This window comes from Agrobacterium sp. RC10-4-1 (assembly GCF_014138475.1).
Lineage (GTDB): Bacteria > Pseudomonadota > Alphaproteobacteria > Rhizobiales > Rhizobiaceae > Agrobacterium > Agrobacterium pusense.
On record NZ_JACJIT010000007.1, the window covers coordinates 103513 to 116549 of the forward strand.

General features: G+C 59.1%; 15 protein-coding genes. 1 reads left to right on the forward strand and 14 read right to left on the reverse strand.

Features of this window, described 5'->3' with window-relative positions; all coding sequences use genetic code 11:
• Positions 1-102 precede the first annotated feature (102 nt).
• From sucD to sdhC, 9 genes are all read right to left on the reverse strand, one after another.
• On the reverse strand, positions 103-1005 hold the full coding sequence (gene sucD, locus FHW77_RS19240; protein WP_004443802.1) for a succinate--CoA ligase subunit alpha: 903 nt from the start codon (positions 1003-1005) through the stop codon (positions 103-105).
• 17 nt (positions 1006-1022) lie between these two features.
• On the reverse strand, positions 1023-2216 hold the full coding sequence (gene sucC / locus FHW77_RS19245) for an ADP-forming succinate--CoA ligase subunit beta (RefSeq protein ID WP_004443803.1): 1194 nt from the start codon (positions 2214-2216) through the stop codon (positions 1023-1025).
• A gap of 33 nt (positions 2217-2249) precedes the next feature.
• The gene (gene mdh / locus FHW77_RS19250) at positions 2250-3212 is read right to left on the reverse strand and encodes a malate dehydrogenase (protein ID WP_004443804.1); all 963 of its coding nucleotides are present in this window, start codon (positions 3210-3212) and stop codon (positions 2250-2252) included.
• A 178-nt stretch (positions 3213-3390) separates the two neighbouring features.
• Positions 3391-4554 carry a cell division protein ZapE gene (gene zapE, locus FHW77_RS19255; protein ID WP_004443806.1) on the reverse strand — a complete coding sequence of 388 codons (1164 nt, stop codon included), beginning with the start codon at positions 4552-4554 and terminating at the stop codon, positions 3391-3393.
• Positions 4555-4646: 92 nt separating this feature from the next.
• On the reverse strand, positions 4647-5189 hold the full coding sequence (locus FHW77_RS19260; protein ID WP_004443808.1) for a protease inhibitor Inh/omp19 family protein: 543 nt from the start codon (positions 5187-5189) through the stop codon (positions 4647-4649).
• Positions 5190-5393: 204 nt separating this feature from the next.
• Positions 5394-6173 (reverse strand): succinate dehydrogenase iron-sulfur subunit, encoded by a 780-nt coding sequence (locus tag FHW77_RS19265; protein ID WP_004443810.1) that lies wholly within the window; start codon positions 6171-6173, stop codon positions 5394-5396.
• A gap of 15 nt (positions 6174-6188) precedes the next feature.
• Positions 6189-8030 (reverse strand): succinate dehydrogenase flavoprotein subunit, encoded by a 1842-nt coding sequence (gene sdhA, locus FHW77_RS19270; protein WP_004443812.1) that lies wholly within the window; start codon positions 8028-8030, stop codon positions 6189-6191.
• A gap of 7 nt (positions 8031-8037) precedes the next feature.
• Positions 8038-8418, reverse strand: coding sequence for a succinate dehydrogenase, hydrophobic membrane anchor protein (sdhD, locus tag FHW77_RS19275; protein WP_004443814.1), 381 nt, complete (start codon positions 8416-8418; stop codon positions 8038-8040).
• Positions 8419-8430: 12 nt separating this feature from the next.
• Positions 8431-8823 (reverse strand): succinate dehydrogenase, cytochrome b556 subunit, encoded by a 393-nt coding sequence (sdhC, locus tag FHW77_RS19280; protein ID WP_004443817.1) that lies wholly within the window; start codon positions 8821-8823, stop codon positions 8431-8433.
• 305 nt (positions 8824-9128) lie between these two features.
• On the opposite strand from sdhC, the gene FHW77_RS19285 reads away from it, so the two are divergent.
• On the forward strand, positions 9129-9497 hold the full coding sequence (locus FHW77_RS19285) for a hypothetical protein (protein ID WP_004443820.1): 369 nt from the start codon (positions 9129-9131) through the stop codon (positions 9495-9497).
• Here the strand turns inward: FHW77_RS19285 and FHW77_RS19290 are convergent, their stop codons facing one another.
• Genes FHW77_RS19290 through tsaD form a run of 5 tightly spaced genes read right to left on the reverse strand, consistent with a single transcriptional unit; the run spans position 9498 to position 12991 of the window.
• Complete coding sequence (locus FHW77_RS19290; RefSeq protein WP_004443822.1) at positions 9498-10142, reverse strand: class I SAM-dependent methyltransferase; 645 nt, start codon at positions 10140-10142, stop codon at positions 9498-9500. It lies immediately after the preceding gene.
• A 7-nt stretch (positions 10143-10149) separates the two neighbouring features.
• On the reverse strand, positions 10150-10593 hold the full coding sequence (locus FHW77_RS19295) for an EVE domain-containing protein (protein ID WP_004443825.1): 444 nt from the start codon (positions 10591-10593) through the stop codon (positions 10150-10152).
• Positions 10594-10599: 6 nt separating this feature from the next.
• The gene (locus FHW77_RS19300) at positions 10600-10893 is read right to left on the reverse strand and encodes a YciI-like protein (protein ID WP_004443827.1); all 294 of its coding nucleotides are present in this window, start codon (positions 10891-10893) and stop codon (positions 10600-10602) included.
• A 17-nt stretch (positions 10894-10910) separates the two neighbouring features.
• Complete coding sequence (locus FHW77_RS19305; RefSeq protein WP_004443833.1) at positions 10911-11894, reverse strand: NAD(P)H-dependent glycerol-3-phosphate dehydrogenase; 984 nt, start codon at positions 11892-11894, stop codon at positions 10911-10913.
• Positions 11894-12991: a tRNA (adenosine(37)-N6)-threonylcarbamoyltransferase complex transferase subunit TsaD gene (gene tsaD / locus FHW77_RS19310; protein WP_004443835.1), complete on the reverse strand. Its 1098-nt coding sequence runs from the start codon at positions 12989-12991 to the stop codon at positions 11894-11896. The genes FHW77_RS19305 and tsaD overlap by 1 nt, the downstream gene beginning before the upstream one ends.
• Positions 12992-13037: the final 46 nt, after the last annotated feature.

Genomic DNA, 13037 nt, shown 5'->3' on the forward strand with positions numbered 1-13037 from the left:
TTGCTGTCTGCCGCCGGGGCGGTATGCCGTCTGTCTGTCTTCTTGCGGCATCGGGCAGCGCGAGCTTGAAGCCGCGCCGCCCGTTACCGGTTTCATGTGGTCTCAGCCCTTGAGGACTTCAACCAGCGTCTTGCCGAGGCGCGCCGGGGAAGGCGAAACCTTGATGCCCGCTGCTTCCATGGCAGCGATCTTGGATTCCGCATCGCCCTTGCCGCCGGAAACGACAGCGCCGGCGTGGCCCATGGTGCGGCCCTTCGGAGCCGTACGACCCGCGATGAAGCCGGCCATCGGCTTCTTGCGGCCCTTCTTGGCTTCGTCGATCAGGAACTGCGCCGCATCTTCTTCAGCCGAACCGCCAATTTCGCCGATCATGATGATCGACTGCGTGGCGTCGTCAGCGAGGAACATTTCCAAGACGTCGATGAACTCGGTGCCCTTGACCGGGTCGCCGCCGATGCCGACAGCCGTCGTCTGGCCGAGGCCTTCGTTGGAGGTCTGGAACACGGCTTCATAGGTCAGCGTGCCAGAGCGCGAAACGATACCGACCGAACCCTTGCGGAAAATGGAGCCCGGCATGATGCCGATCTTGCATTCTTCCGGCGTCAGGATGCCGGGGCAGTTCGGGCCGAGCAGCCGGGACTTCGAACGGTCGAGGCGAGCCTTGACGCGGACCATGTCCATGACCGGGATGCCTTCGGTGATGCAGGTGATGAACGGAATTTCCGCATCGATGGCTTCGATGATCGCGTCTGCTGCACCTGCCGGCGGAACATAGATCACGGATGCATCTGCACCGGTCTTTTCCTTGCCTTCGGCAACCGTTGCGAAGATCGGCAGGGTTTCGCCCTTGGAACCGGTCCAGGTTTCGCCACCCTTCTTCGGATGAATACCGCCGACCATCTGCGTGCCGTAATAGGCAAGCGCCTGTTCGGTGTGGAAGGTACCGGTCTTGCCGGTCAGACCCTGAACGAGGATCTTGGTGTCTTTATTAACGAGAATAGACATTATTTCCGGTCCCTCAATTAGCCGTTGATCGCCGCGACGATCTTCTTGGCTGCGTCGTCCAGATCGTCAGCAGCCGTAATCGCAAGGCCCGATTCGTTCAGAAGCTTCTTGCCAAGTTCGACATTGGTGCCTTCAAGGCGAACAACGAGCGGAACCTGCAGACCGACTTCCTTCACCGCGGCGATAACGCCCTCGGCAATGACATCGCACTTCATGATGCCACCGAAGATGTTGACGAGGATGCCCTCGACCTTCGGGTCGGCAGTGATGATCTTGAAAGCTGCCGCAACCTTCTCCTTGCCGGCGCCGCCGCCGACGTCGCAGAAGTTTGCCGGCTCTTTGCCGTAAAGCTTGATGATGTCCATCGTCGCCATGGCAAGGCCAGCGCCGTTGACCATGCAGCCGATGTTGCCGTCGAGGGCGACGTAAGCGAGGTCCCACTTGGAGGCTTCGATTTCCTTGGCGTCTTCTTCGGTTTCGTCGCGCAGCGCCTTGACGTCGTCATGGCGGAACATGGCGTTGCCATCGAAGGAAACTTTGGCGTCGAGAACGCGCAGATGGCCATTTTCCATGACGATCAGCGGGTTGATCTCGAGGAGAGCCATGTCCTTCTCGCTGAAGGCCTTGTAAAGGATCGGGAAGAGCGACTTGGCATCTTCGGCTGCAACGCCGTCAAGCTCAAGCGCCTTGGAGATCGCAGCAACGTCGGCATCGGAAACGCCCTTTTCAGGGTTGATGGCGATGGTGTGGATCTTTTCAGGCGTGTCGTGGGCGACGGCTTCGATGTCCATGCCGCCTTCAGTGGAAACCACGAAGGCAACCTGGCCGACCGAACGGTCTACCAACAGCGAGCAATAGAGTTCGCGAGCGATATCAGCGCCGTCTTCGATATAGAGACGGTTGACCTGCTTGCCGGCATCGCCCGTCTGCGCCGTTACCAGCGTGTTGCCGAGCATGTCCTTGGCGTGGGAAACGACTTCTTCAATGGACTTGGCCAGACGAACGCCGCCCTTGGCGTCCGGGCCGAGTTCCTTGAACTTGCCCTTGCCGCGGCCGCCAGCATGGATCTGGCTCTTGACGACATAGAGCGGGCCCGGAAGCTGCTTTGCGGCAGCTTCGGCTTCTTCGACCTTGAGAATGGCAACGCCTTCGGCAACCGGCGCGCCGTAGCCCTTCAGAAGAGCCTTGGCCTGATATTCGTGAATATTCATGGAATAATCCCTGTTTGGAACCGCTTGAAGTTGTTACTTCAGCGACGGAGCGATGTTGATGCAGGCTTCGCAGAGACCAGCGACAGCGCCGACGGACTTCTGGAAGGCAGCTTCTTCTTCCTTGTTGAGTTCGATCTCGATGATGCGCTCGATACCGCCTGCACCGATGATGGTGGGAACGCCGACATACATGTCGTCTACGCCATACTGGCCCGAAAGGTGGGCAGCGGCGGGCAGAACGCGCTTCTTGTCCTTGAGGTAGGATTCAGCCATCTCGATTGCCGAGGCAGCCGGGGCGTAATAGGCCGAGCCGGTCTTCAAGAGACCAACGATTTCGGCGCCGCCGTCACGGGTGCGCTGGATGATCTCTTCGAGACGCTCGGCCGTCAGCCAGCCCATCTTTACGAGATCGGTCAGCGGAACGCCAGCAACGGTGGAGTAACGGGCGAGCGGCACCATGGTGTCGCCGTGGCCGCCGAGAACGAAGGCGGTGACGTCTTCAACCGAAACGTTGAACTCTTCGGCGAGGAAGAGGCGGAAACGCGCGCTGTCGAGAACGCCGGCCATACCGACGACCTTGTTCTTCGGCAGGCCGGAGAACTTCTGCAGCGCCCAGACCATGGCGTCGAGCGGATTGGTGATGCAGATGACGAAAGCGTTCGGGGCATATTTCTTGATGCCGGCGCCGACCTGTTCCATGACCTTGAGGTTGATGCCGAGAAGATCGTCGCGGCTCATGCCGGGCTTGCGGGCAACACCAGCGGTGACGATGCAGACGTCAGCGCCTTCGATGGCAGCGTAATCGGATGCGCCGGTGAGCTTTGCATTGAAGCCTTCAACCGGGCCGGACTGGGCAATATCCAGGCCCTTGCCCTGCGGGATGCCGTCAGCAATATCGAAGAGGACGATATCGCCCAGTTCCTTCAGGCTGGCCAGATGCGCCAGCGTGCCGCCGATCATGCCAGAACCAATAAGTGCAATCTTTTTGCGAGCCATCGAATGCTTCCTCTTGAGCTTCAATTCAATTTCACCGCGCCAAACCGGCAGCCAAATTGTCGCACTCCGATTAGACCCATTGGCCAAAATAGGCAACAGATTCTTTTCTGCTGAGTATTTTCAATCGTTTAGATCAATATTTTCTTACGTAAACGTAAGAAAATGCGTCACGAAAGTGTCAAACTTTCTGCCGTTTTTCTTGATGAAGCGCCAGATAATCGGCGCTACGCATTTCAAACAGACGCGAGGCGGTGCGATCGAACTCGAAACCTTCCGTTCCCTTGCGTTTGCCGAGCAGGTCTTCCGGCATAGCGGCTGCCGACGCGAACAGCCTGACGCTGTGATCATAAAGCGCGTCGATGAGGATGATGAAACGCTTGGTTTCGTTCCGTTTGTCCGCGTTCAAAAATGGAATGTGGTCGATGAAGACCGTGTCGAAACGATTGGCGATGGCAAGGAAGTCGGAAGCCCCGAGCGGCTTCTCGCAAAGGTCGGAAAAGGAAAAACGCGCCACACGGCCGCTGGCGCGCGGCACCAGGATGGAACGACCCTTCATGGGTATCTCGGTTGGTGCAACAAGGTGCCCGCCGGTCATGTGCCGCCACGCCATATCCATCGCCTGATCGGCCGCGCCATCAAGCGGCGTCACATAGACCGGCAGGCTTTCCAGCTTCTCCATCCGATAATCGGTGGGACTGTCCAGCGTCACCACCTCCACATGCTTCTTCAGCAGCTCGACAAAGGGCAGGAACAGGCCGCGATTGAGACCATCCTTGTAGAGATTGTCCGGAACGACATTGGAGGTCGTCACCAATGTGCAGCCATTGGCGAAGAGCTCGCTGAATAGCCGCGCGAGGATCATCGCATCAGCAATATCCGTCACGGTAAATTCATCGAAACACAGGAGTTCGGCCTCCGCCAGAAGCTGGGCGGCGACAGGCGGAATCGGATCGGCCTGTTTGGTCTCGCCATTCTTCAGCTTCTGCCGGTGCGCATGCACACGATTATGCACATCCGCCATGAATTCATGAAAATGGCAACGCCGCTTGGAAGAAACGGGCGCCATTTCGTAAAACATGTCCATCAGCATCGTCTTGCCGCGGCCGACACTGCCATAGACATAAAGCCCTTTCACCGTCGTTGCTGGACCGGCCTTGCGTGCGAACATCCAGCCGAGCGCGCTCTTCTTCTTGGCAGGCTTGCGGGCCTTCAGATCGGCGAGAATTCTGTCGAGATGGGCCGCCACACCAAGCTGGGCGGCATCGGCCTGCAAGGTGCCAGCTGCCGTCAATGCGTTGAGCTGTTCAACGACACTATGATTGTAATCAGGCAATGGCTTCATGAAAAGACGCCCCGGTCGCGGATGCAGCACGGAACCCGCGACGAATGGAATGGCTTAGAGCAGAATGAACGTTCCGGCTGCACCGGAACGACTCATCGGCTGAGGCTGAGCGGCTGCCCGCTATTGGTCGTGCCGTCGAAGCGTGCGTCTGCGCTCTTGTAGACGCGGCCGATAGTGTCACCCGAGCGATTCTTGAAGACGACCATCTTGCCGGATACTTCCCAGGACCCCATCGCCGTCAGCTCGCCGGAGCAACCACGCGTGCCGCCACGCGATCCGCTGCCCAGGTTGGTGAGCGTCAGGAACATATCGCAATTGGCCCCGCCATTAGAAACGCGCCAGTTGCCGACCATGGATTCCTTGGTCACGTCGAGAGCTGTTGCCGGTGGAGCAGCGGATGCAACATTGGTGCCGCCGGGTGTCGCCGAAGCAGGCGCCGACGGGAACTGGCTGCCATTGGCACCACCGGGCGGCGGCAGGGCGCCAGACTGAACGGAGGGCACCGGCTGCGCCTGCAGGGGCGGCGTATAACCGGGATTGTTGCTGGCGTTGTTGTTGTAATCGTAGGAGGTACGTTGGCAACCGGCAAGGCTCATCACAACCGCAAGGCCCGTCACCACATATCTGAATTGCATATCAAGCTCCCGATTCTCTCGCTTCCGGAAAGACGATGACCAAACAAGAAGGCTGAATTATTACCAAAGCCTTATCTTGCGCAAGCGATGGCCGGGATAATTACCATTTCGGTCAATTTTTACCGAATTTTCCCACGCCGGGTTGAAAAAAGGGCCACGGTCGAGACCGCGGCCCGATAAATCTCTGCGGTCGGCGATTCGTCCTCAGACGCGGCGCTCAACCATCATCTTCTTGATTTCCGCAATCGCCTTGGCCGGGTTCAAGCCTTTCGGGCAAGCCTGCGCGCAGTTCATGATCGTATGGCAGCGGTAGAGACGGAACGGGTCCTCGAGATTGTCGAGACGCTCGCCGGTCGCCTCATCGCGGCTGTCGATCAGCCAGCGATAGGCCTGCAGCAGAACGGCCGGACCCAGATAACGGTCGCCATTCCACCAGTAGCTGGGACAGGACGTGGAGCAGCAGGCGCAGAGAATGCACTCATAAAGACCGTCCAGCTTCAGGCGATCCTCATGGCTCTGCTTCCATTCCTTGGCGGGTGTGGGCGAAACCGTCTTCAGCCAGGGCTCGATCGAGCGGTGCTGGGCGTAGAAGTTCGACAGGTCAGGAACAAGGTCCTTCACGACAGGCATATGCGGCAGCGGATAAACCTTCACCGTGCCGTTGATCTCGTCCATGCCCTTGGTGCAGGCGAGCGTATTGGTGCCGTCGATGTTCATCGCGCAGGAACCGCAGATGCCTTCGCGGCAGGAGCGGCGTAGCGTCAGCGTCGGGTCGATGTTGTTCTTGATGTAAAGAAGCGCATCGAGAACCATCGGTCCGCAATCATCGACATCAATATAGAAAGTGTCGATGCGCGGGTTCTGGCCGTCATCCGGGTTCCAGCGATAGACGCGGTATTCGCGCACATTCTTGGCACCATCCGGCTTCGGCCAGACCTTGCCTTCGTTGATCTGGGAATTCTTGGGGAGAGCAAGTTCAACCATATCCAGTTCCTCAAATCAGTAGACACGCGCCTTCGGCTCGATCTTTTTCGGATCGATGCCGTCGGCGATCAGGTCGGTGTGAACCGGGCGATAGTCGAGCTTCACGTCGCCTTCGGGGCTGACCCAGGCAAGCGTATGCTTGCGCCAGTTCACGTCGTCGCGACCACCGAACGGACCGTCGACGAAATCCTCGCGGGCATGCGAACCACGGCTTTCCTTGCGCGCTTCCGCGCCGTAGACCGTGGTGATGGCATTGGCCATGAGGTTATGCAACTCGAGCGTTTCGACCAGGTCGGAATTCCAGACCATCGAACGGTCGGTGACCTTGACGTCGGGCAGTTCCTTCCAGATCGCCGAGAGACGGCGGCAGCCGCTTTCGAGCGATTCCTGTGTGCGGAACACGGCCGCATCGTCCTGCATGGCGCGCTGCATCTTGTCGCGCAGCACCGCCGTCGGCGTCGAGCCGTTGGCATAACGCAGGCTGTCAAAGCGTTCCATGATCCTGTCGCAGGCAGCCGTATCGAGAGCGGGAATCGCCTCGTCACGATTAATGACCTGAGCGGCGCGGATGGCGGCGGCACGACCGAAGACCACGAGGTCGATCAGCGAGTTGGAGCCAAGACGGTTGGCGCCGTGAACCGAGGCGCAACCGGCTTCGCCGACCGCCATCAGGCCGGGCGCGATGCGTTCCGGGTTGTTGGCATCGGCATTCAGCACTTCACCCCAATAGTTGGTCGGAATGCCGCCCATGTTGTAGTGAACCGTCGGCAGGACCGGGATCGGCTCCCGGGTCACGTCAACGCCGGCGAAGATCTTGGCGCTTTCGGAAATACCCGGAAGACGCTCATGCAGGATCGCAGGATCGAGATGATCGAGATGCAGGAAGATGTGGTCCTTGTTCTTGCCGACGCCGCGGCCTTCACGGATTTCCATCGTCATGCAGCGGGAGACAACGTCACGCGAGGCAAGGTCCTTTGCCGAAGGTGCATAACGCTCCATGAAGCGTTCGCCTTCGGAGTTGACGAGATAGCCGCCTTCGCCGCGCGCGCCTTCGGTGATGAGGCAGCCCGCGCCATAAATACCGGTCGGGTGGAACTGCACGAATTCCATGTCCTGAAGCGGCAGGCCCGCACGGGCGATCATGCCGCCGCCGTCGCCGGTGCAGGTGTGGGCAGACGTCGCCGAGAAATAGGCGCGGCCGTAACCGCCGGTCGCCAGAACGACCATCTTGGCAGCGAAGCGGTGGATCGTGCCGTCATCGAGGTTCCAGGCAACGACGCCGGTGCAGCGGCCATCCGGCGCCATGATGAGGTCGAGCGCGAAATATTCGATGAAGAATTCCGCATTGTTGCGCAGCGACTGGCCATAAAGCGTGTGCAGAATGGCGTGACCGGTACGGTCGGCGGCGGCACAGGTGCGCTGCACCGGTGGGCCTTCACCGTAATTCTGCATGTGGCCGCCGAAGGGGCGCTGGTAGATCTTGCCTTCTTCGTTACGCGAGAAAGGCACGCCGTAATGCTCCAGCTCATAGACCGCCTTCGGCGCTTCCATGGCGAGATATTGCATCGCGTCGACATCGCCCAGCCAGTCGGAGCCCTTTACGGTGTCGTAAAGGTGCCACTGCCAACAGTCCGGCGTCATGTTGGTGAGCGATGCGGCGATGCCGCCCTGCGCTGCGACGGTGTGGGAGCGCGTCGGGAAAACCTTGGTGATGCAGGCGGTCTTGAAACCCTGTTCGGCCATGCCGAGTGTAGCGCGCAGACCGGCGCCGCCGGCGCCCACCACGATCACGTCATAGGAGTGATCGACATAGGTGTAGGCCTTGCCATTCTGGGAAGGTGAACTGATCGAAGCCATGACGAACTTATCCTACGAATGCGATTTTCAGGATGGCGAAGACAGACAGGCCACCGATGAGGATCGCGAAAAATGTATTCAGCATCAGAAGAACGAGCTTCGGAACTTCGGCGTGAATGTAGTCTTCGATGATGACCTGCATGCCGAGCTTCATGTGGATGAGACCGGAGACCAGCACCAGAGCCATGATGACAGCGACGAGCGGGTTGGAAAGCGCAGCGACGACTTCCGGATAGGGCGCGCCGGCATATTTGATCAGAAAGACAACGAAAAAGGTCAGCAACGGAATGTTCGAAACGGCCGTCAGGCGCTGGCGCCAGAAATGGTCGGTGCCTTCCTTGGCGGAGCCGAGACCGCGAACCTTCCCGAGAGGTGTACGCATATCCATGTAAGTATCTCCTCAGCGCACGATCAGGACGATGACCCAGATCAGCGCGGTCAGACAGATAGACGCCACGAAGGAGGCCTTTGCCAGCTTGGTGGTGAAGTGCTTCTCGAAGCCGTGCCCGAGGTCCCACATCAGGTGGCGCAGGCCGCCGATCATGTGGTGAACCAGCGCCCAGGTGTAGCCGACGAGAACGATCTTGCCGATGATGGTGCCCATCGCCCAGCTGACCCAGTCATAATAAGCTGGACCGGATGCCAGCGCGATAAGCCACCAGGCGACCAGAAGCGTACCGAAATAGAGCGCGCCGCCGGTTACGCGGTGGATGATGGAGGCCACCATCGTCGGAATCGGCTTGTAAATTTGAAGATGCGGCGACAGAGGCCGGTTATTTGTCACATTCGCCATCAGAACCTCGCGGCGTTTTCCCGTGCGTCCACAAGACAGGACGCCCCCAAGCAACAGCACATGACGAAAGAATGTGCATTGCACCAACCGCGACGTTTAATCACATGGGCGCATCACCACAAGCACATTTCATGGCGGATTCCAATTTAATCGATTGGTTCGCGGATTTTTTTTGGAATTTTTTTGCATGAAAATAAAAAATCGAGCGTTTCCAAGATTTACGCCCTCAAAATATTTACCTTTACGTAATTCCGAAAAGGTGTAATTTACGATTGGTTAACTCAAAAAACCGGAGCATGAAGCTCATGTTACAGCACCGAATCGTTGCCTTGGTCATGATCGTTTCAGGCGGGATTTCAACTTACGCGCTGCCCTCTTTGGCGGGCGATTTTCATAGTCAGAATTCCTATCGTCACAGTCAATCGCAAGTCAGCTTTTCAACCGACGGCCTGCCGTCCACGCTGCCTGGGGGCACCTATGTCGGAAGCATTTCCGCACTAAGAGTTCGAGGCAACGGCAATTATTTCGCGACTGGCAGCGAAATATCGCCGCAGATTGCCACGACCGGACCCCGTTTATTGCCGGCGCCCAGAGCAAAAATCATTACCGTGAATACCGATAATGCGGATGATGCCTGCGTTTACCAGCACGGTGTCTGCATTATTCGCCCCTGATCAGAGGAAGCGCCAGACGGTGGTCTTCTTCACTTCGCTGTCTTCCAGCGCACGGCTGACGGTAACCTGATAGGTCGCGAGGGCCTCAAGACGCTGTTTCGGCAGGTAGGCCCTGCCTGGATCTCCAACGAGAACGCTGACGCCCCGGTCAGTCAGGTTTATAAACCATGGCACGAGGAGATCCGCAAAGGCCCGGTCGTAAAAGACATCTCCTGCCAGCAGGACATCAGCCTCAATGGCGCGGCCGATCAGATCGGCATGGGTAAAGCCGATATCAACCCCATTCAGGCCTGCATTCATACGAACAGCCGTTTCCGTCCACGGATCTATATCGGCGGCAAGCACGGTCGCAGCGCCGGCCTTTGCAGCAGCTATGGCAACCAACCCGGAGCCGCTGGCAAAATCCACCACACGCTTGCCGCTTACGCTTTCCGTGTGATCGAGCACATAACGGGCAAGACCCTGCCCGCCGGCCCAGGCAAAAGCCCAGAAAGGCGGCGGCAAGCCAATCTGCTCCAGTTCCTCTTCCGTCTTCAGCCAGAGCTCATGCGCTTCGGTCGCGAGATGAAGGGAGAGTTCCGGCACATGAGGCGGATGCATGATGCCGGTATTGTCGAGGATGAAGCGTTCGGGATCGGTCCTCACCGACGCTTCAATCCGGGGATTTCGGAGGATTTGCGAGCCCGCCCATGCGGCAGACCTCAAGATACTCCTCTTCCGTCACCGGCTGCACGGAAAGCCGCATGGAGGTGACAAGCGACATATTCGCCAGCTTCGGATTGGCCTTAACATCCTTTAGCGAAACCGGCTGCGGCATATCGCAGACGGCGCGGATGTCGACACAATCCCACTTCAGATCACCTTCGGCGGTCGAGTCCGGATGCGACAACGCACAGACTTCGACGATGCCGACAACATCCAGTCCCTCATTGGAGTGGTAAAAGAAGCCCTTGTCGCCAATCTTCATGGCGCGCATGTTGTTGCGCGCCTGATAATTGCGCACGCCGGTCCACTCTTCGCCAGCCTCGCCCTTGGCCTTCTGCATCTCCCACGACCATTTGAACGGCTCGGACTTGTAAAGCCAATAATTCGCCATGCCCGCTCAAGCTCCCGGATTGTTGAAGACCCAGTTATAGGGCTTCACGTCCACGCTTTCGAACAGGCCAGCCTTTGCATAGGGATCGGCTTCGGCAAGAGCCTTGGCCGCATCGATATCGGCGGCTTCCACGATGACGAGGCTGCCATTCGGCTTGCCTTCGGCGTCGAGAAAAGGCCCGGCGATCTTCAGCGTGCCCTCGGAATTGAGCCTGTTCAGATGCTCCAGATGCGCCGGGCGCGTTTCCATGCGCACGTTCAGGTGGCCGGGCTTGTCCTTGCAGATAAAAGCGAACAGCATTTTCGTCTCCTTATGCCTTATTCGGTTGTGATGGGCCGTGTCATCAATTGTTGCATGGCGCTCGCCACATCCAGATTTCCGTCGATGATAGCGGCCACCGCTTCGGTAACGGGCATGTCCACGGTGTGACTTTCTCCCAGCCGGGCGGCGACGGCAGCCGCAAAGGCACCCTCTACCAGCCCGCCGGACATGTCCTTACCGTTACCTCGGCCAAGCGCGATGCCGAAACGCAGGTTGCGCGACTGGTGGCTGGTGGCGGTCAGCACCAGATCGCCAAGACCAGAGAGGCCGCGTACCGTATCGGCCTTGCCGCCCATGGCAACGATGAGGCGCGACATTTCGGCAAGCCCGCGCGATATCAGCGCCGCCCGGGCGGAATCGCCGAGGCCCGCGCCTTCAACGATGCCGGCGGCAATGGCGAGGATATTTTTCAGTGCGCCGCCAAGCTGCACGCCGATGCGGTCTGTCGAGGCATAAAGCCGGAAGGTCTTGCCGGAGATCGTAGTCGCAAGCCGCTCGGCTATTGTTGCATCTTCCGCCGCAATCGCCATGGCCGTCGGTAGACCTCGAGCAATATCGGCCGCGAAGCCCGGACCGGAGAGAACCGCGATCGGATGACGGGGCAATTCCGCTTCCAGAAGTTCCGTGAGCAGCCGACCGGAACTCCGGTCGATACCCTTCGCGCAGGTAACGACGATCGAGTCATTAGCCAGATAAGGACGATAATGACGAGCCGCATCGGCATGAGCCTGCGAAGGCATCGCAAAGAGGACGATGCCGGCACTGGTCAGAACATCCGGCTCGGCGGAAAATTCAAGCACATCCGGCAGTTCGACGCCAGGCAGCGCCGCCTCATGTACGCGGTCGCTCCTGAGGTCGGCCATCAGGGATGGATCGCGGCCGATCAGGATCACGTCGTGCCGGTTTTCCAGCGCGATGACGACGGCAAGCGCAGTTCCGAAGGCGCCGGCGCCGATGACGACGATTTTCTCCCGCTGCATCAGGCCTTGGCTCCCCTTTTACCGAAACCGATCAATGTCTCCGCACTGCCGTCGAGCGGCCAGCGCGAGCGCGGCGGGATTTCCAGCGGATCGGCTTCTCGGCCGTCGGCCATTCGCTCCAGCCCGGCCCATGCGATCATGGCTGCATTATCGGTGCAGAGCCGGTGCGGCGGCGCAACGAAACGAAAGCCATGGGTATCGCAAAGCGACTGCAGCGTCTGGCGGATTTGCTGATTGGCCGCAACGCCGCCTGCGACGACCAGGGCACGCTGGGTTTCCATATGCGGAAACTCCTGCTTGAAACGGGCAAGACCACGGCCAATCCGGTCCTTGAGTGTGCGTGAGACCGCTTTCTGGAACGATGCGCAGATATCGGCAATGTCCTGCTCGGACAGCGGCGCGATCGCGGTCGCCGCCTGCCGTACCGCCGTTTTCAGGCCGGAAAAGGAAAAATCGAGCCTGGTCTCGCCGACCATCGGACGAGGAAGCGGAAAGCGGTCGGGATCGCCTTTTGCCGCCGCCTTCTCAACCGCAGGGCCCCCGGGATAGGGCAGGCCGAGAAGTTTCGCGGTCTTGTCGAAGGCCTCGCCGAGCGCATCATCGATGGTGGTGCCCCAGCGCTCATAATCGCCAACGCCACGCACCAGCACCAGCTGAGTATGGCCACCGGACACGAGCAGCATCAGATAGGGAAAAGATAGACCATCGGTGAGGCGCGCCGTCAGTGCATGTCCTTCCAGATGGTTGATCGCATAAAGCGGCTTGCCTGCTGCTTTTGCGATGGCCTTGCCCGTCATCAAGCCCACCAGCAGGCCGCCGATCAGCCCGGGGCCGGAGGTAGCAGCAACGGCATCGACGTCGGCAAGGGTCACGCCTGCCTGCTCCAGCGCTTCTTCCACAAGCGTATCCAGCGCCTCGACATGGGCCCGTGCGGCAATTTCCGGCACCACACCGCCATAGGCGCTGTGTTCCTCAAGCTGCGACAAAACGACGTCGGAGACGATCTCGCCGCGCCCATCTGCATGCCGAACCACAATGGATGCAGCGGTTTCGTCACAGCTTGTCTCTATGCCGAGGATACGAAGAAAGGGGGTCATCACATCTGTTCGTTCATTGCGATTATGCGCGGAGTTGGTCTAAGAC